The following is a 17,133-nucleotide window of genomic DNA, read 5'->3' as shown; positions in this document are numbered from 1 at the left end:
GCCGTTATTCGACCATTTCGAAAGCGTGCTCGCTCATGAGCGAGGCCGCCGCGCCCGCGCCGCGCACCGCGCAGGTGAGCGGCTCGTCGGCCACGCGCACCGTCACGCCAAGTTCGGCGGCGAGGCACTGGTCGAGCCTGCCGAGCAGCGAACCGCCGCCCGTGAGCACGATGCCGCTATCGGCGATATCGGTGACGAGTTCGGCGGGCGCCGTCTCCAGCACCTGCCGCACCGTGTTGATCACCACGCGCAAGGGCGCGGCTAGCGCGTCCACCACGTCGTGGCTCGTGATCTCGACCGTGCGCGGCAGACCGTCTTCCATGCTGCGTCCGGTCGCGCGTATGCGTTCGATGGGTTCGCCGTAGAGCGCGCAGCCAATCGTCTTTTTCACGTGTTCCGCGGTCTGGTCGCCCAGCACGACGCCATAGAGCGTGCGCACATGATCGACGATGGCGCGGTCGAACTGGTCGCCGCCCACGCGCACCGAGCCGCTGCACGCCACGCCGCCTAGCGCGACGATGCCCACTTCCGTCGTGCCGCCGCCGATATCGACGACCATCGAGCCCGTCGCCGCGTGCACCGGCAAACCCGCACCGAGCGCCGAAGCCAGCGACTCGCCGATCAGGTTCACGCTCGCCGCGCCTGCCGCGAAGGCCGCCTCGCGAATCGCGCGGCGCTCGACGCGCGTCGCGCCCGCCGGCACGCACACCGTGAATGCCGCACGGCGGCCGAGCAGACGGCGCGGCTGCGCCATCGCCACGAAGCGGCGCATCATGTGTTCGGCAGCGGAGAAATTGGCGATCACGCCGTGCGAGAGCGGCCGCACCGTCTCCATATTGGCCGGGGCGCGGCCAAGCAGATCCTTCGCCTCGCGGCCCACCGCGGCCACCGTCGTCTCGCTCGCCCCCGCGCGGCGTTCGAAGCAGACCACGGAGGGCTGATTCAGCACGATGCCCTTGTCGGCGGTGTAGATGAGCGTGTTGGCCGTACCGAGATCGAGCGCCACGTCCTGGCGGAACAGCCTTTTGGAAAAAATGGATTGCGGCTTGGCTCGGGCCATATTGGTCTGAAGTTCGGTTCTTTTTGGCGACCCGGCAGACGACGCGCCGCCGGATGGCATTCCCGATGGCGGCCTCGTCCAGGCAGCGCGAACCAGCCGCGCGCCGGGCGGAACGGGCCTACGCGGCCCATAAGGTCGCGGCGACTCCCCGTATTAACGGCCGCGACCGGCGCGAACTTTAGCCGGTCCAAAAACAACTGCCTAGGTTATGCGGAAAATATGGCCGAAATACGACACTACGGGCTTATGCCACTGCCAATTCGTACCGATTTGGCCCGCCGATGCCGGCCGATACATGCTGATTAACGGGGACCGACCTCGTCCCCGCCAGCGACCGGATCGGTCTCGCGATTAGCCGCGCGCGAGCGCGCGCACCAGGGCGTCGCGCCCAAGCATGACGCCCTGCGGCGTAATCGTGTGGCCGACGCCCGGCAGCGCGAAAGCGGTGACCGCGAAGCCCGCGTCGCTGAACGCGGCGGCGGCGCGCTCCAGTTCGCTCGCCGGAATCACTTCGTCGTCCTCGCCGTGCACGAGCGTGAGCACCGTGCGGCTTTTCGCGACCACGGGCGTAACGAGCCGGCCCGCATACGCGACCACGGCCGCCGCGCCCGCCGCCTGTGTGGCCACGTGGTACAGCGACATGATCGAGCCTTGCGAGAAGCCCACCAGCGCGAGCGCGTCGTGACCGAGCCCCCAATGGGCGAGTTCGGCGGCGAGCCGCCGCTCGAACACCTGCGAGGCGGCAACGACGCGCGCCTCGCGATTGGTCTCGCTGATGTCGCGCAGGCTGAACCACTGGCGTCCGCCGAAGCCGCCGTCGAACGGCTCGCTGCCGTCGAGCGACGAGAACGCGACCCCCGGCAGCGCGTCGCGCCACACGTCGGCGAGCGGCGTGAGGTCCTGTGCGTTGCTGCCTACCCCGTGCAGCAGCACGACGAGCGCGTGCGCGGCGCCATCGGCCGGCGCCAGACGCCAGCCCCCTTCGAATGCTTCCCAGCTCATGGTCGGACCTCCCCTGTACTGACGATCGTATTGTGTGTCCAGCGCACGCATTTTGCGCGGCGCGCGGCAGGCGCAAGGATACGCTCGCCGCGCTACGCGTGTACGAAAGACTCCATTTCCCGGCGTTACATAAAGCCGCAACGGCAGCCCGATCGCGCGCGAAAGCCATTCGCAAGCCCCATGACCCTGCGCTGCATGGGGATGCTCCGCGGCTGGCGATGACAAAAGGCGATTACAGGTATCCTGTGCCGCAAACCGAATACGCGGAGAACACGCTTGAATCAGCCCGCCGCATCATCGGCGCCGCCCGCGCCGCCGCCGCTCCAGGGAGGCAGTCTGGTCCTCGGCACTATCGCGGTCTCGCTCGCGACCTTCATGAACGTGCTCGACACGTCGATCGCCAACGTCGCCATTCCGACCATCTCCGGCGACATGGGCGTTTCCGTCGACGAAGGCACATGGGTCATCACCGTGTTCGCGGCGGCCAACGCCGTTTCCATTCCGCTGACCGGCTGGCTCACGCAGCGTTTCGGCCAGGTGCGCCTGTTCGTCACCTCGATCCTCTCGTTCGTGCTGGCGTCGTGGCTGTGCGGCATCGCGCCGACCCTGCCGTTTCTGCTCGTCGCGCGCGTGCTGCAAGGCGCCGTGGCCGGCCCGCTCATTCCGCTTTCCCAGGCCGTGCTGCTCGGATCCTGGCCGAAAGACAAATCGTCCACCGCGCTCGCCTTCTGGGCGATGACCACGACCGTCGGCCCGATCGCGGGACCGGCGCTCGGCGGCTGGATCACCGATAGCTACAACTGGTCGTGGATCTTTTACATCAACATTCCGGTGGGCCTCTTCGCGGGCTTCGTCACGTGGACGATCTATCGCAACCGCGAGTCACCCACGCGCAAGCCGCCTATCGACGTCGTGGGCCTCGGTCTGCTCATCACCTGGGTTGCTTCGCTGCAGATCATGCTCGACAAGGGCAAGGACCTCGACTGGTTCAATTCGCCGGTGATCGTGACGCTCGGCATCCTCGCGCTCATCAGTTTTGCGTTTTTCCTCGTGTGGGAGCTGACCGAGGAGCACCCGATCGTCGATTTGCGTTTGTTCGGACAACGTAACTTCCTCGGCGGCACGATTGCGATTTCAGTGGCGTACGCGGTGTTCTTCGGCAATCTGGTGCTGCTGCCGCAATGGATGCAGGAGTACCTCAACTATCGCTCGGTGGACGCGGGCCTCGTGACCGCGCCGCTCGGCGTGTTCGCGGTGATCCTGTCTCCGGTCGTGGGGCGCCTGTTGCCGCGCTCCGACGCGCGCATCATCGCGACGATCGCGTTCGTGATGTTCGCGGGGGTGTTCTACATGCGTTCGCAGTACGTGATCGAAATCGATACCTTCCATCTCGTGCTGCCCACGCTGCTGCAAGGCATCCCCATGGCGCTCTTCTTCGTGCCGCTCACCGCGATCATTCTCGCGGGCCAGCCGCCGAGCCGCGTGCCGGCGGCGGCTGGCCTCTCGAACTTCGTGCGCGTGTTCTGCGGCGCAGTGGGCACCTCGATCGCGACCAACGCCTGGAACAACCGCACGATCCTGCATCACGCGCGACTCACGGAACAAGCCTCGGTCAACAACCCGACTTTCGTGCAGGCGATGGACCAGACCCAGAAGGTGCTGAATATGAGCGAGCCCTCCGCACGCGCGCTGTTCGACTTCCAGCTCACCACGCAGGCCGCCATGATGGGCCTGAACGACATTTTCTATATCTCGGCGATCATCTTTCTCGTGATCATTCCGCTCATCTGGATCACGAAGTCGACGAAGGGCGGCGCAGGCGGCGGCGCAGCAGGGGCGCATTGACCCGAAAGGTCGAGTCAGGGCGCGCAATGAAGCCGTGGCGGTAAGCGCGAGCCGCTACAATCGCGGGACCGCGGCGGGCGCTCTGCCGCGATTGCCTGGCTCCCTCCATGAATCACACGTTCGACTACACGCCCATCCTCGACGCCATCCATCGCGACCTGCAGCCGTATATCGGCACGGGCCGCGTTGCCGACTACATTCCCGAACTCGCCACGGTGCGCGCCGATCACTTCGGCATGGCTATCGTCACGGTGGACGGCCAGGTGTACCGCACCGGCGACGCCGATGTGCGCTTTTCCATCCAGAGCATTTCGAAGCTGTTCGCCTGTACGCTCGCGTTCCAGCTGCTCGGCGACGTGCTCTGGCAGCGCGTGGGCCGCGAGCCTTCGGGCACAGCATTCAACTCGCTCGTGCAGCTCGAATTCGAGGCGGGCAAGCCGCGCAACCCGTTCATCAACGCGGGCGCGCTCGTCGTGACCGACGTGCTGTGCCGCCGCTTCGTGCAGGCGGAAACCGCGCTCGTCGATTTCATGCGGCGCCTCTCGGGCGAGCCCGGCATCGGCTACGACCTGCGCGTCGCGCAGTCGGAACTCGCGCACGCCGAACGCAATCGCGCGATGGCGCATTTCATCGCAAGCTTCGGCAACCTGGAGATGCCCGCCGATACCGTGATCGACGCGTATTGCCGCCAGTGCGCGATCTCGATGAGCTGCGTGGAACTGGCGCGCGCAGCACTCTTTCTGGCCAACGGCGGCGTCTCGCCCGCGAGCGGCGAACCCGTGCTCGACGCGAGTTCGGCCAAGCGCCTTTCCGCGCTGATGCTGACCTGCGGCACCTACGACGCGGCCGGCGATTTCGTGTACCGCGTCGGCTTGCCCGCGAAGAGCGGTGTGGGCGGCGGGATCATCGCGGTGCTGCCCGGCGAATTCGCGGTGTGCGTGTGGTCGCCGGGCCTCGACGCGACGGGGAATTCGCTGGTCGGCTCGCTGGCGCTGGAGTGGTTGACGACGCGCACCGGGCGCTCGATTTTCTGAGGCTGGGGTGAACGTCATCCGGTCAGCATCCGCAAGCCCTGCGTGACGACACAGCCTTAGAGCGGCGGCCGCTCGAACGTGAGCCAGCGCTGCACGGAGGGCCTCTGCCACTGAGCCAGGGCGTATTGCGCCAGCCGATGCGGCACCGGATCGCCGTTCAGCACCAGACGGTTCAGCATCAACGCGAGGTCCACGTCGGCGATCGACCACTCGCCGAAAAGATGCTTTTCGCCTCGTGCGAGCAGCGCTTCGGCCATCGCGAAGAGCTTCTCCGCCGCGAGCTGGGCCGCGCCGGAAAGGGGCGCCGTGGTCGGGCCGTAAAACACAACCTCGGTCGAGCGCTCCTGGCGGATCGGCATGAGATCGCTGCGCAGCCACGCCTGAACCTGGCGCGCGCGGGCACGCTGTTGCCGCTCTGCCGGATAAAGCGCCACGCCGGGGAAGGTCTCTTCGAGATACTCCGTGATCGCCGAGGACTCCGAGAGCGCGAAGCCGTCGTGGATCAGGGTCGGCACGCGCCGCGTGAGCGACTTCGCCGCGAATTCCGGCTGCTGGTTTTCACTCTTCGCGAGATCGACGGTCGAAAGCTCGAACGCGAGCGCCTTTTCGTGCAGCGCGACGAAGACGGACATCGCGTAGGGACTGGCGTACTGTGCGTCGGCGTAGAGGTGGAGAGCGGGGTTGGTCACAGTCGGCTCCGTTGTTGGCGCCGACGATAGTAGCAAGCCCAGCCGCCGTTGCGCTCGGCCACCGGCAGGCTGGTCGACTCAGCCTGCCCCGCTTAAGCCGTCGCCGAGACCAGCCCCGTGGTCTTGCCGCTCGCGACCATCAGCTGCGCCAGCGAAGTCTGCACGCTCGCCAGTTGCGACGCGATCTGGCTGACCTGGCTCGCGTCCGATTGCGACGCCGAGCTCAACGCGCTCTGCGCATTCTGGATCTGCGCCTTGATCTGGCTGACCTCGCCCGAGTTCGAGCCTTGCGCCGCGGCGCTGGATGTCTGCGACGACACCTGTGCGAGTTGCGCCTGAAGCGACGCGATGAGCGCGTTCAATTCGTCGACTTCGCTCGAAGACGAACTGCGGGAGGATGCCGCTGCGCCTCCACCGCCGCCGCCCGACTTCGAAGACGCCGAAGTGCTCTGCGTCGAAGTCGACGTCGACGTCGACGTGGTGCCGCTGCTGGGTGTGCTCGTCGACGAACTCGTCGTGCTGCTGTCATTCGAGTTCGACGATGCCGCGCCCGAGGAAGCGCCGTTGCCTGCGCCGCCCGTCGAAGCCTGCGTGCCGCCGCCGTAGGCAGTCGTCGTGGTCGTCGTCGCGGTAATGGGTTGAATCTGCATGGAATCTTTCTCGCCGTAAGTCAGGGGCTGCGCAGCGCTGCCGAATAACGCCCTATCCGCGTGTTATCGGCAAGCTTGACGGTTTCTTGAGCGCTGTCCGTGCCGCTTTTATCGCGGGGCGGTCGTGGCCTGCTTACACCATGATGTATCCGTGCCGCATGCCGAGCATCACCGCCTCGGTGCGATTGGTCGCGCCGAGTTTGCCGAAGATGGACGAGAGGTGCGATTTCACCGTGTTGTCCGAGATGTCGAGTTGCCGGGCGATCTCCTTGTTGCCGAGTCCGTCGGCGAGCATCGCCAGCACTTCGATCTCCCGTAGCGACAAGGCTTCGAACGGTCCGCCGGTTGCCGACTGGCGCAACGGTTTTCGTCCAGCGAGCAGCCTTGCGAGGATGTCGGGCGACAGCACGCACAGGCCGGCGGCCGCCGCTTCGATGGCCGCGACGATCTCGGCGGGCGTCACGTCGCGCGACAGGATTGCCGTCGCATAGGCGGGCAGTTCGTCGAGGAACGCGTCGCTATCCGGGTCGTCGAGCAACAGGACCAGCGCCGCTGGTGCGTGGCCTGGGTCGAACAGCGTCTTGAGCGCGTCGCTCGCCAGAGGCTCGATGTCGGCCACGACGACGTCCGGCACCGAACCGGCGAGGTAAGCGGCAAGCGCTTCGGCGTCGGCGGCGCTACCCAGGAACGCGAGCGCCGGCTGCGCCTCGACGATCGCCTCGAGGCTCGCACGCACCTCCGGCGATGCCGCGATTACCGCGACCCGCACCGGCCCCATGGGTTCCATCGTTCCATCCCACATATCGCCGTGTCCCGGACCTCACCTGCATGCATGCCGTTGGGGCCGTTCGCCCACGGTAGCCGTGCACGCGTGGCGCTCGCCGCCCCGGATCAACGTGACTGGCAACGGCTGCCCGATGCCCGTCGAGCCCAGCGCGGCGTGCAGGTCACCGATGTCGCGGCAAGGTTGGCCGTCCAGTTCGATCAGCACATCGCCGATGAGCACGCCTGCCTGTTCCGCAGGACCGCCCGGCGCAAGCGAGCTGATCAGCAATCCGCTATTGAACGACAGGTTCATTTTCTCCGCCCATGCGTTCGGCAGGCTGACCTGCTGTGTGCCGACGCCAAGGTAGCCCCGCGAGACGCGTCCCTTGGCCAGCAGTTCGTCGGCGACACGCTCCACCGTCATCGCGGGAATCACCATGCCGGCGCCGCGCATCAGTCCCGAGGTGCAGATGCCCACGACCTGACCGCGCATATCGGCGAGCGCCGCGCCCGAGAACCCCGGGCGCAGACCGCCGTCCAGCCGCACGAATGCGTCGAGCTGGCCGCCTCGCCACGTGCGCCAGGCACCACCCGTGCTGCCGATCACGCCAAAATCCGCGCTGACGCCGAGTTCGTCGGCACGCGCGACGGCGAGCGCCAGATGACCCGGCTTCAGTGAGCCGGCATCGCCGGACTCGACCGGGCCCAGGTCCACGCCGTCCAACTTCAGCACGGCGAGGTCCGTGCCCGGATCCTGGCCTGCGAGGACCGCGGCAACCGTACGACCGTCGCTCAAGGTGATTTCGATCCCCTCCTCGCGCCGGATCGTATGGGCAGCCGTCACGACGACGCCATGGCGCCAGATTACGCCACTCGACGGCATGCGATGCCGGCCATGGATTGCCACGACGCTCTGCCCGACTCGCGCGACAATGTCGGCCAGACCGTCCGAGAGAGCCATCAAAGGATTTGCGCCCGAAGATGTCGTTTCCATTTCACGTCTCCTGCCAGTGTGGGTTCACCATTCGTGGGTTCACAATGACAGAACGACGGGCGGCGCGCACCACCCAAATGGGTAGTCGTAGCGATGCAGATCACACGGAGTCAACGTGGGAGGAAGGCCATGAGTACGCTTGCCAGATTCACATCGGGCGTCCGGTGCACGCGCCTGTGGTGGATGGCCGCGATGACCGCGGCGCTCTGTTTGCTGGGCCAGGGCGCTTTCGCGCAAGCGGACGTCAGGGCGACGAGCCTGCGCGAAAAGTACCAGAGTCTCACGCAGCAACTCGCGCAAAACCAGTTCCAGCGCCCGCTATACCTCGAATCGCAGGAGTTGCCTTCGGCACTCAAAGGGGACATTTACGGTGTGGTCAACTTCCCTTTCGCGACGGTCAGCGACACGCTCAACCATCCGACTCAAGGGCCGGCCAACTGGTGCGATGTGCTGATCCTGCACTTGAACATCAAGTACTGCCATGCCTCGACCGGCGCGAGCGGTACGGTGCTCGCGGTGAATATCGGCAAGAAAACCGAGGAATCGCTTACCTCATCCTACCGCGTGCAATTCGCCTGGAACCAGGCAGTGAGCAGCCCTGATTATTTTCGCGTGGAGCTTTCCGCCGCCACGGGTCCGCTGAGTACGAAAGACTACCGGATCGTGGTGGAGGCCATACCCGTGGGCGACGATCGGACCTTTATTCATCTGACTTACGCCTACGGTTACGGCACGGCCGGCCGGCTTGCCATGAAAGCCTATCTGGCAACGATAGGCAGCGACAAAGTCGGCTTTTCCACGACCCGCGATCCGTCGACGAACGAAACGCGATACATCGCCGGCGTACGCGGTCTGGTCGAACGCAACACCATGCGCTATTACCTCGCCATCGAAGCGTATCTCGATGCGCTTTCCAGCCCGCCCAATGGCCGCCTCGACAAACGCCTCACCAAGTGGTTCGATGCCACCGAGCAGTATCCGCGCCAATTGCACGAGGTCAGCCGCGCCGACTACATGCAAATGAAGCACAACGAATATCAGCGTCAGCAGATCGCGCAGTAGTGCGCGTATTAGCCCGTGCGGCGCACGGGCGTTACGGCGCAGGTTTTCCACACTCCCGCTGCGCTCGCCCGTTGGACGAACGCAGCGGATCAGGCGGCGACGTGAAACACGCTCACCGTTCTTTCGAGCAGCCTCGCCTGATCCTGCATGGATTGCGCCGCCGCCGACGCCTGCTCCACGAGCGCCGCGTTTTGCTGCGTCGCTTCGTCGATCTTGCGTGGCGGCAAACGCCTCCGTGACGTCGGATGAAACAGCCGCCGGAATCAGTAGCGCGCGAGCTGGCTGCCGTTGACCTGTACGCGATCGCCTGGGCGCAGGTCGCCGGGTGTCGGCACGTTGAACGCGCGGGTCGAGCCGTCGCTCAACTGCACGTCGATCTGGAATCCTGCGGGCTGGCCCATCTGCTGGCCGATCCGGTTGCCTGCATAGGCTCCCCCGAGCGCGCCGATGACGGTCGCCGCGTCGCGGCCGTGGCCACCGCCGACCTGATTGCCGAGCACGCCGCCAACCAGCGCGCCGACCACGGTTCCGGCGATGCCCGAAGCACCCGTGGCGTTGCTCAACGGCCGGATGCTCGAGATCGTGCCGTACTGCGTACCGTATTGGTTGCCGTATTGCGGGTTGTACTGCGCACCGTACTGACCGTTGCTTTGCGAGTCATACGGCTGTTGCGGCGCAGGCGGCGGTGCGTAGGCGGGTTGCTGCACGGTGCCCGGTTGTGCGTAAGCGGGCTGGCCGTACGCAGACGCCGCCGGTGCTGCATATTGGCCCTGGTAGCCTTGCTGCGCGCCGTACTGCGAGTAGCCCGGAGCAACGCATGCGGACAACGAAAGACTGGCTGCAGCGACAAGCGCGGCGGTGAGGGCGGACTTGGTAGAGAGCATGGACGTCACGGTGGGTTCGCATTGCCGCCGCTGCGGGCACGACAAGCATGAGGAGGAGTGGCGATTGCGCGGCAGTATAAGCAAAGCCCGCCCGGACGTCCGCTGCGCGCGGGTAACAACGTGTAAAGTTCGTTGCCGGATGAATGGCGGCGCGCCGAGCGCGGTGCCATTCATCCGTTGGAATCAAGCTGGCGCCGGATTCCCCGAAAGTTTCAATGCAGGGTTTGGACGCTGCCGATGGTGTCGGCACCCGCATCTTCGGACGCGGCCTGTTCGATGATCGCGCAGCGGAAATCGAACTTGACGCGAAGGATCGCGGATTCGACCCGTGCGTCGCCGCGATGGCCCTTCAGGCGAGTATCGATCGCCTCCTCGACGGCGAGAATCGCCTGCTCGATACTCTCCGGATCGTCGCTGTCGAAGCCGACCTCGACCTCTATGCTCTCCAGCAGGTTCAACGCGGTTGCAATGTCTTCGGAAGCGACGAATAGCGTCTCGGCGTTCTCTCTCATCTACCCTCCCCGTTGGATTGTCCAGCTCAACACACAGCTGCGAGTTGCACGTCTATCGTTGCACATCCGGAACAAATCTGCCGGCGACGACGGCCGATGTTGGGTTCGAAACAACGGAAGGGTTGCCGTCCACCGTGAAGCGAATAGAATCGAAGGTTCCAGCCGATAGCGTAAAGGCAATCGAGCCGGCTTCGGGCGCGGTTTTGACCTGCTAGACTGGAAGTTCCCCCGCGAACCATGGAGGGAATCATGACGACTGTCTACGTGGTAAAGACTGGCGAGCAGTACCTCTGCTGCGCAGAGGACGGCGATATCGGCATGGCGCCGGAGATTGGCGGGGCCAAGTCCTTCGTCTCATACGAGGAAGCCGAAAAGGCGGCGTCCGAGCACGCCGACCCCGGATACGAAATCGTCGCCGTCAGCGTTGCCACACACTGACGCGCAAGGCGGCTCCGCCTCGCCTTACCGGAACTTGCCAGCCGGTGCTTTCGGCTGGCTTTCGGCTGCGCCGCCGGCCAGCGCGTGAACCGATCCGGCGAGGAAGTTCAGGATGAATTCGTTCACCTCGTCCGGACGCTCTTGTTGCACCCAGTGACCCGCCTTCGCGATGAGATGCTTCTTCCATAGGTTGGGAACGTTGCTCTCCAACGCGTCGTAGTCCTTCGCGGCCATTTTCACGACGCCGTCCAGCTCTCCCGCGAGAAAGAGCGTCGGTTGCATGATCCGGGCGCCGTCGAGAAAGCTGGTGAGCGCCCAGTTCCGGTCGATATTCCGATACCAGTTGATTGGCCCGCGAAACCCGCTGCGCTCGAACTGAGCGACGAAATATTGCAGATCCGCTTCGGTCAACCATGGCGGAAGCTCGTCGGGCAACGTGAGGTTGTCCACGAGTCGAGTCGATTTGGGAAAGATCGCGAAATTGGCCGGCTGTCCTTTCACCACCGGGTCTCCCGACGCCGAGTAGAGAATGCCAAGCATCGAGCGACGGACATCTTCTTCCAGTTCACGCTCGATGCGTCCCGGCAACTGAAAATAGTCCTGATAGAAGTGACACTCCTGCGTGATCTGCGCAAAGCGCACCGATGGGCGCACCGGACGGCGAGGCATGTAAGGCACGCTCAGCAGGCCGAGAACGGGAAACAGGTCGGGGCGCAGCAACGCTGCGTAAGCAGCGACAGCGGCGCCCCAGTCATGTCCGATCAGAATCGCCTGCTCTTCACCGAGCGCCTTGACGAGGCCAACGAGGTCGCCGACCAGGTTCAGGATGTCGTAAGCCTCGATCGCTTCCGGGGCGTCGGTGAGCCCATATCCGCGCTGGTCCGGCGCAACCGCGCGATAGCCCGCAGCCGCCAGCGCATCGATCTGCCAGCGCCACACGTACCAGGACTCCGGCCAGCCGTGGCAAAGCAGCACGAGCGGGCCCGTGCCTCTTTCGACGTAGTGCATGCGGATGCCGTTGACGTACGCGAACTTCTCCTGGAACCCGTTCATCATGGAGTCGACCTCGTCTCACGCGGTGGGAAAGCGCCTGGCGGTCATTGTGAATGCAGTACCGCAATGCTTCAACCACATCAGTCGTTTTGAGCGTGAGCCGGATATCAAGGATCGACGCGTGCCGTGCGGCCCTCCCCCCACGCAATGACGCTCAGGTAACCGGCGTGTCCATGTCGACGCACCGCACGAAATCGACGTGCAGGCGTCGATTAGCGCACCGGTCATGTCGACGACCTCCGGGGGCCGTACGGCGGCGAAACGCAGACGCTCTTTACGTCAACCGGCCAGTCTTCTTCGTCCTAGAATTCCTTTCAGGGGGAGGCGACATGAAGCGCGAAGTGGTCACTGGGCTGCTGTGCGGCGCACTACTCGCCGGCTGCGTGACGGCCGGCGTCGAGGTCAGGCCCGAACAGATGGCGAACTTCAGGCACGGTGTGACGACGCTGCAGGACGTGATCGTCGCGCTCGGCCCGGCGTCGGTCGAGACCGCGTTGGACGACGGCTCGACGCTGCTCGTCTACACCTACGTGACGTCGCGTCCGCACCCGGAAAGCTATATCCCCTTCATCGGCTCGCTGGTCGCCGGCGCCGACACACACTCGTCGGCGGCCGTGTTTCTGTTCGATTCGCACGGTCTTCTCAAGGGCGCCAACAGCACGGGCTCGAACGTCGGCACGGGCATGACCGCTGCCCATAGCGCGGAGCCCCGAGCGCCCGTGCCGGTTTCCGACGCGCCCGTTGTTGGCAAGGGCGTCCCGCCGCCCGCCGTTCAGACCGCCCAGCCGACGCCGGTAGAAGACGCCGCGCCCGCGTCGCAAATGCCTGGCGAACCGCTGGAAATCAACGTTCAGCCGGCTCCCGTCGAATAGCCATATCCCAATGTCAAACTTGCCCTGGCTTTCGCAATATCCTGCTGGCGTTGCGGCCGACGTCGACCTCGACGACTACCCCTCGATGGCAGCCCTGCCGGTACAGGCCGTCGCGCGCTTCGGCGACAGGATCGCCTTTCAAGGCGCGCGGAGTACCCGTCCAGTTCGCGATAAGTGAGATTCACGCCGAGCTGATGCGGCGACAATTGCGAGGCCGGTTGGTGAATGAGATCTGACTTTTCCGCCGCCGAAGAACCAAACCATTCGAAAAACGACGTTGTCTTGCCCTCGCGCGACAGCACCAGTCCGATGTCGCTTCCAGCGCGTCACCCTGTCGGCTTCGTTCTAGGAGCGACATTTCTGGTCGCATTAACTGTGCAAATCATTACCGTGCGACTTCAGCGTTAAAACCGCTCGCCTCCCATGGCTTCACCATTCGGGGTGAGACGCACGTCTTATTCAACGCACAAGGGACGGCCAGATCATGAAAGCGTATCAGCCCAAAGTGGACCCAAAGACGCTTCGCAAGGTGATCGTTGCCGCTGCGGTTGGCAATTTCGTCGAATGGTTCGACTTTGCCGTTTATGGATTTCTGGCAACCCTGCTGACTCGCCAGTTCTTTCCGAATGGCGACCCGGCGATCGCGTTGATGAAGACCTTCGCGGTGTTCGCCGTCGCCTTTGCATTCAGGCCGCTCGGCGGGGTCTTCTTCGGCGTGGTGGGAGACCGGGTGGGCCGCAAGAAAACGCTCGCCCTGACCATCTTGATCATGGCAGGGGCAACAACGGTCATCGGCTTCCTGCCGACCTACGCATCGGTCGGCATGCTCGCCCCCTTGCTGCTCGCAATCGTGCGCTGCGTGCAAGGTTTTTCCGCCGGCGGCGAATACGCCGGCGCCTGCGCGTATCTGATGGAACATGCGCCTAAGCACCAGCGCGCGCGATACGGGAGCTTTCTTCCGGTCTCCACGTTCCTGTCGTTCGCGAGCGCCGCAGTCGTGGCGTCGGGACTGGACGCCGTGCTGTCGCCAGAGGCGATGAGCAATTGGGGCTGGAGAATCCCATTCATCGCCGCGGCGCCTATCGGTCTGGTCGGACTGTATCTGCGCACGCGCCTTGGTGAAACGCCATCGTTTGCCGCAGTCGAACACGATCACGACCTCGCTCATGCCCCGCTGCGCGAAACGCTAAAGACCCAGGCAGGCGCGATCGTGCGCCTGGGTGCCTTCGTGTCCGTGACTGCGCTCTCCTTCTATACGTTCACGACCTATTTCGCGACGTATCTGCAGGTCGTCGGTCATCTGAGCCGGGCCAACGCGTTATTGGTCACGGTCTTCGCACTCGTCTTTGCCGCGGCCATCTGCCCGCTCGCCGGCCTCTACTCCGATGCCGTGGGAAGACGAAAAACCGTCTTCACGGCATGCGCCATCCTGATCGCGGCGGTGTACCCCTCTTTTTCGCTGGGAGGCTCAGGGGATTTTTGTTCCGCGATTGCTGGCGCATGCATGCTTGCGCTCGGCGCGGTCCTGTCGGGTGTGGTCACGGCGGCACTGCTCTCCGAAATCTTTCCGACCCGCACCCGTTACACCGCTTCGGCGATCACCTACAACCTGGCCTACACGATCTTTGGCGGCACGGCGCCGCTTGTCGCCACCTGGCTGATCGAGTCGACGGGTAACAGCATCTCGCCCGCTTACTACCTCATCGCCGTCTCGCTGCTGGCACTGGTTGGCGGGTTGTCCTTGCCGGAAACGTCGCGGATTTCGCTCGACGATCACTCGCATGAAGGTGTACCGGAACGCGTTGCGGCGCGAGGTCTGCAAGACGCACCGCACAATTCAGTCTGACGTGAACCCTCCGCTGCTCAGTAGGCCGCGCGCAGGGCCTCCGTGGCCAAGGCAAGGCGCGACGCAATGACCTTCACCAGAAAGCGATGAAACTGCTGGGCGGCCACGGGGTCGTCCCGCTCGAGCGCAACGAGCGCCGCCAGCGACAGCCTGCGCACCCGCGTCGGCGCCTCGGCGAACACGTCCGCGCTGCGCGGTTGCTGCGTGTATACGGCCATTTCCCCGATGACCGTGCCCGGCAGGCAGGCGCGCACCCGCACCGACCGCCCGTTGCCGAGCGGCAGCGAAACGGCGAGCCGCCCGCGCTCGATGAGGTACAGCGCGTCGCCCGGGTCCCCGCGAAGAAACAGCGCCTGGCCCGCCTGCAGATCCTTCGCTTCGAGCCGCGTGGAGAGCGTGTTCAGCGCGCTCGCCGTGAAATGCGGCGCGAGCAGTGAGTTGAGGTCGTCACCGGGTTTCGGCGCGAGCGCGCTCGACGCGAGCAGCTGGTCTTCGACCCATTCCAGGCCCGCATCGAGCGTGTCGAATTCGCGAATACGCAGATTGAGCGTGCCGGTTTTCGTCAGCAGATCGCGCGAGCGCGACGGCAGCGCGGTCAGGATCAGGTCCGCGTCCGTCGCCGCGCAGAGCTGCCGCAGCTTGACGAAGCTGATCGACACCGACGCGTCGATGCCCTGGGTCGCCGCGAAATCAAGTACAACGAATCGAACCCGCACCGGAGTGCGCGCGGCGAGGCGCTCCCGTATGCGCTGGAGGATCGAATTGGCCGTGCCGAAAAAGAGAAACCCTTGCAGGCACATGCCGCACACCTGCGCGCCGAGCCCTCGCAACGCTTCGGTCTCCTCGATGTTGCGCTCGACATTCGAGGTCCGGGTGCGCAGGTCGAACGCCATGCGAATGCAGCTCACGCGGCCGTAGAGCAGCGTGAACATCACGCAGGCGGCAATCACGCCCGCGCCCACGCCGATGAGCACGCCCCAGCCCGCGATCGTGCAGAGAATGACGGGCACGAGCAGATACTCGTACCAGGCGAGCTTCGCCCAGGCGCCGACCACCCACTGCACGATGAGGCGCAGCCCCATGAAAAGCTGGAGGCCGACGAGCACCGGCACGGGAAAGAGCGCGACAAAACCGGGCGACGCGGCCAGCACGACGAGGCATGCGAGCGAGGCGAACACGCCCGCCAGCCGGCTCGTCGCGCCCACGCGCGCGTTGAGCATCGAGCGATTGAACGACTGATAACCGACCATGCCGCCCAACAGACCGCTCGCGAGATTGGCGAGGCCCGCGGCCCGCAGCTCGCGATTGAGGTCGACTTCCTCGCCCGTCGCCGCGCCGATCGCCGTCGAATTCATCAGGATCGTGACGGCCGAAACCGAGGTGACCACGAGGCTCTCCGGAAGGTGTGCGGCGATCGCCGTCCAGTCGATGCCGCCCTGCCCGAGCTGCGCGCGCAGGTGCAGCTCCGGTAGCCCGGTGAGCCGCAGCGCCGCGCGCGGCAGCAGCAGGCCCATGGCGCGCGCGTCGTCGATCGACAGGCCCGCGGCACGCAGCAAAACGTAGAAGAGCACGATGCCGAAGGCCAGCGTGAGCGGCAGCGCGGCAACGTGCTTCCAGCTGCGCATCAGGATCGTGGCCAGCACGCCGACGACGAGCGCGGGCAACCATGCGAGCCAGTGGAGATGCGTCAGCAACGCGAGCGTGCGCCATTGCAGCGACTCGCCCGTCATGACGCGAAACGCGCCGGCGAGCAGCAGATAGCCCGTGCCGGCGAGGAAACCGCCGAGGACCGGGTAAGGCAGGAACTGCAGCGAGCGGCTGCGCTTCGACGACCCGATTGCGTAGAGCACGACGCCGGTCACGAGCGAGCAAAGCGCGATGGCGATCAGCACGGTGAGCAGCAGCGTTTGCGGCGAACCGCCGTCCGCCCGCACGCTGCTCGCGACGCCTGCCGCCACGCCCGCAAGAAACGCCGCCGCATTGCTGTCGGGGCCGCCGATGTTCAGGCGCATCGAACTCGTCAAGGCGATCACGAGCGCGGTGACGACACAGCTGACGAGCGCGGTGGGCACGCCGAGCATGGCGTAGCGGGCGAGATCGGCGCTGAAGATCAGCGTGCCGAGGCTCATCGCGTAGCACAGCATGACGAGCGCCGATACCGCGCCGGCCGCCAGATCGCCGGGCAGCGCCGCGATGCGCGAGCGCGGCGGGACGTCGGCGACAGTAACGGTCTTGCCCGGCTTCACGTGAATTCCCGGTGGAATGCGCGAGGCGCGATGGGGAGCGATCCAGTATCCGTCCGCGCCGGAAAGCCTGTCAAACGCCGTACGCAGCCCGTTGCGCGCGCCTACACTGGAAATTCACCGGCACGATCCCCCGACGGGCTCGGGGCGGTTCGCATCAGGCAACCGGCATCGCATCCAGGCG

General features: G+C 65.3%; 18 protein-coding genes. 7 read left to right on the top strand and 11 right to left on the bottom strand.

All coding sequences use genetic code 11. The features are described from left to right. Positions 1-4: 4 nt before the first annotated feature. Both AB3X99_RS19620 and AB3X99_RS19615 read right to left on the bottom strand, forming a co-directional pair. Complete coding sequence (locus AB3X99_RS19620) at positions 5-1,060, bottom strand: rod shape-determining protein (RefSeq protein WP_069262005.1); 1,056 nt, start codon at positions 1,058-1,060, stop codon at positions 5-7. 351 nt (positions 1,061-1,411) lie between these two features. Then, on the bottom strand, positions 1,412-2,062 hold the full coding sequence (locus AB3X99_RS19615) for an alpha/beta hydrolase (RefSeq protein WP_069262006.1): 651 nt from the start codon (positions 2,060-2,062) through the stop codon (positions 1,412-1,414). A 276-nt stretch (positions 2,063-2,338) separates the two neighbouring features. Between AB3X99_RS19615 and AB3X99_RS19610 the strand changes: the two genes are divergently transcribed. Both AB3X99_RS19610 and AB3X99_RS19605 read left to right on the top strand, forming a co-directional pair. Continuing rightward, complete coding sequence (locus AB3X99_RS19610) at positions 2,339-3,907, top strand: DHA2 family efflux MFS transporter permease subunit (protein ID WP_368604793.1); 1,569 nt, start codon at positions 2,339-2,341, stop codon at positions 3,905-3,907. 107 nt (positions 3,908-4,014) lie between these two features. Then, entirely contained in the window at positions 4,015-4,941 is a 927-nt protein-coding gene (locus AB3X99_RS19605) for a glutaminase (protein ID WP_069262008.1), read from the top strand. Positions 4,942-4,997: 56 nt separating this feature from the next. On the opposite strand, the gene yfcF is transcribed toward AB3X99_RS19605, so the two are convergent. Both yfcF and AB3X99_RS19595 read right to left on the bottom strand, forming a co-directional pair. Then, a complete protein-coding gene (yfcF, locus tag AB3X99_RS19600; protein WP_368617846.1) occupies positions 4,998-5,630 on the bottom strand; it encodes a glutathione transferase in 633 nt (210 codons plus the stop codon). 92 nt (positions 5,631-5,722) lie between these two features. Then, the gene (locus AB3X99_RS19595) at positions 5,723-5,992 is read right to left on the bottom strand and encodes a hypothetical protein (RefSeq protein WP_069262009.1); all 270 of its coding nucleotides are present in this window, start codon (positions 5,990-5,992) and stop codon (positions 5,723-5,725) included. On the opposite strand from AB3X99_RS19595, the gene AB3X99_RS19590 reads away from it, so the two are divergent. Beyond that, positions 5,979-6,236: a hypothetical protein gene (locus tag AB3X99_RS19590; RefSeq protein WP_368617845.1), complete on the top strand. Its 258-nt coding sequence runs from the start codon at positions 5,979-5,981 to the stop codon at positions 6,234-6,236. The genes AB3X99_RS19595 and AB3X99_RS19590 overlap by 14 nt on opposite strands. Before the next feature lie 177 nt (positions 6,237-6,413). Here AB3X99_RS19590 and AB3X99_RS19585 read toward each other — a convergent pair whose 3' ends face one another. Continuing rightward, complete coding sequence (locus AB3X99_RS19585; protein WP_368617985.1) at positions 6,414-7,058, bottom strand: response regulator transcription factor; 645 nt, start codon at positions 7,056-7,058, stop codon at positions 6,414-6,416. Positions 7,059-7,100: 42 nt separating this feature from the next. Next, positions 7,101-8,006: a S1C family serine protease gene (locus tag AB3X99_RS19580; protein WP_368617984.1), complete on the bottom strand. Its 906-nt coding sequence runs from the start codon at positions 8,004-8,006 to the stop codon at positions 7,101-7,103. Positions 8,007-8,168: 162 nt separating this feature from the next. On the opposite strand from AB3X99_RS19580, the gene AB3X99_RS19575 reads away from it, so the two are divergent. Next, a complete protein-coding gene (locus tag AB3X99_RS19575) occupies positions 8,169-9,101 on the top strand; it encodes a hypothetical protein (RefSeq protein WP_368617844.1) in 933 nt (310 codons plus the stop codon). 89 nt (positions 9,102-9,190) lie between these two features. Here the strand turns inward: AB3X99_RS19575 and AB3X99_RS19570 are convergent, their stop codons facing one another. From AB3X99_RS19570 to AB3X99_RS19560, 3 genes are all read right to left on the bottom strand, one after another. Then, positions 9,191-9,328 carry a hypothetical protein gene (locus AB3X99_RS19570; protein WP_368618001.1) on the bottom strand — a complete coding sequence of 46 codons (138 nt, stop codon included), beginning with the start codon at positions 9,326-9,328 and terminating at the stop codon, positions 9,191-9,193. A 36-nt stretch (positions 9,329-9,364) separates the two neighbouring features. Beyond that, the gene (locus AB3X99_RS19565) at positions 9,365-9,994 is read right to left on the bottom strand and encodes a glycine zipper 2TM domain-containing protein (protein ID WP_141710563.1); all 630 of its coding nucleotides are present in this window, start codon (positions 9,992-9,994) and stop codon (positions 9,365-9,367) included. A 203-nt stretch (positions 9,995-10,197) separates the two neighbouring features. Next, complete coding sequence (locus tag AB3X99_RS19560) at positions 10,198-10,497, bottom strand: hypothetical protein (protein ID WP_069262014.1); 300 nt, start codon at positions 10,495-10,497, stop codon at positions 10,198-10,200. A 249-nt stretch (positions 10,498-10,746) separates the two neighbouring features. Between AB3X99_RS19560 and AB3X99_RS19555 the strand changes: the two genes are divergently transcribed. Further along, on the top strand, positions 10,747-10,935 hold the full coding sequence (locus tag AB3X99_RS19555; protein ID WP_028203473.1) for a hypothetical protein: 189 nt from the start codon (positions 10,747-10,749) through the stop codon (positions 10,933-10,935). Between the two features lie 24 nt (positions 10,936-10,959). Here the strand turns inward: AB3X99_RS19555 and AB3X99_RS19550 are convergent, their stop codons facing one another. Continuing rightward, positions 10,960-11,991, bottom strand: a complete 1,032-nt coding sequence (locus AB3X99_RS19550) for an alpha/beta fold hydrolase (protein ID WP_368617843.1) — start codon at positions 11,989-11,991, stop codon at positions 10,960-10,962. Positions 11,992-12,317: 326 nt separating this feature from the next. Between AB3X99_RS19550 and AB3X99_RS19545 the strand changes: the two genes are divergently transcribed. Both AB3X99_RS19545 and AB3X99_RS19540 read left to right on the top strand, forming a co-directional pair. Next, positions 12,318-12,860 (top strand): hypothetical protein, encoded by a 543-nt coding sequence (locus AB3X99_RS19545; protein ID WP_368617842.1) that lies wholly within the window; start codon positions 12,318-12,320, stop codon positions 12,858-12,860. Between the two features lie 484 nt (positions 12,861-13,344). Further along, the gene (locus AB3X99_RS19540) at positions 13,345-14,706 is read left to right on the top strand and encodes an MFS transporter (protein ID WP_368617841.1); all 1,362 of its coding nucleotides are present in this window, start codon (positions 13,345-13,347) and stop codon (positions 14,704-14,706) included. Positions 14,707-14,723: 17 nt separating this feature from the next. Here AB3X99_RS19540 and AB3X99_RS19535 read toward each other — a convergent pair whose 3' ends face one another. Beyond that, a complete protein-coding gene (locus AB3X99_RS19535) occupies positions 14,724-16,952 on the bottom strand; it encodes a SulP family inorganic anion transporter (protein WP_368617840.1) in 2,229 nt (742 codons plus the stop codon). Between the last annotated feature and the right edge of the window lie 181 nt (positions 16,953-17,133).

This window comes from Paraburkholderia sp. BR10882, from assembly GCF_040948855.1.
GTDB classification, from domain to species: domain Bacteria; phylum Pseudomonadota; class Gammaproteobacteria; order Burkholderiales; family Burkholderiaceae; genus Paraburkholderia; species Paraburkholderia nodosa_A.
The sequence above is the reverse complement of the archived record's forward strand: the minus strand, read 5'-3'. Positions and strand labels throughout refer to the sequence as shown.

Excerpts from the sequence above, each read along its gene's own strand:
- AB3X99_RS19620 (WP_069262005.1), bottom strand. The coding sequence starts at position 1,060 with ATGGCCCGAGCCAAGCCGCAATCCATTTTTTCCAAAAGGCTGTTCCGC.
- AB3X99_RS19615 (WP_069262006.1), bottom strand. The coding sequence starts at position 2,062 with ATGAGCTGGGAAGCATTCGAAGGGGGCTGGCGTCTGGCGCCGGCCGAT.
- AB3X99_RS19605 (WP_069262008.1), top strand. The coding sequence starts at position 4,015 with ATGAATCACACGTTCGACTACACGCCCATCCTCGACGCCATCCATCGC.
- AB3X99_RS19590 (WP_368617845.1), top strand. The coding sequence starts at position 5,979 with ATGAGCGCGTTCAATTCGTCGACTTCGCTCGAAGACGAACTGCGGGAG.
- AB3X99_RS19585 (WP_368617985.1), bottom strand. The coding sequence starts at position 7,058 with ATGGGGCCGGTGCGGGTCGCGGTAATCGCGGCATCGCCGGAGGTGCGT.
- AB3X99_RS19580 (WP_368617984.1), bottom strand. The coding sequence starts at position 8,006 with ATGGCTCTCTCGGACGGTCTGGCCGACATTGTCGCGCGAGTCGGGCAG.
- AB3X99_RS19575 (WP_368617844.1), top strand. The coding sequence starts at position 8,169 with ATGAGTACGCTTGCCAGATTCACATCGGGCGTCCGGTGCACGCGCCTG.
- AB3X99_RS19560 (WP_069262014.1), bottom strand. The coding sequence starts at position 10,497 with ATGAGAGAGAACGCCGAGACGCTATTCGTCGCTTCCGAAGACATTGCA.
- AB3X99_RS19555 (WP_028203473.1), top strand. The coding sequence starts at position 10,747 with ATGACGACTGTCTACGTGGTAAAGACTGGCGAGCAGTACCTCTGCTGC.
- AB3X99_RS19550 (WP_368617843.1), bottom strand. The coding sequence starts at position 11,991 with ATGATGAACGGGTTCCAGGAGAAGTTCGCGTACGTCAACGGCATCCGC.
- AB3X99_RS19545 (WP_368617842.1), top strand. The coding sequence starts at position 12,318 with ATGAAGCGCGAAGTGGTCACTGGGCTGCTGTGCGGCGCACTACTCGCC.
- AB3X99_RS19540 (WP_368617841.1), top strand. The coding sequence starts at position 13,345 with ATGAAAGCGTATCAGCCCAAAGTGGACCCAAAGACGCTTCGCAAGGTG.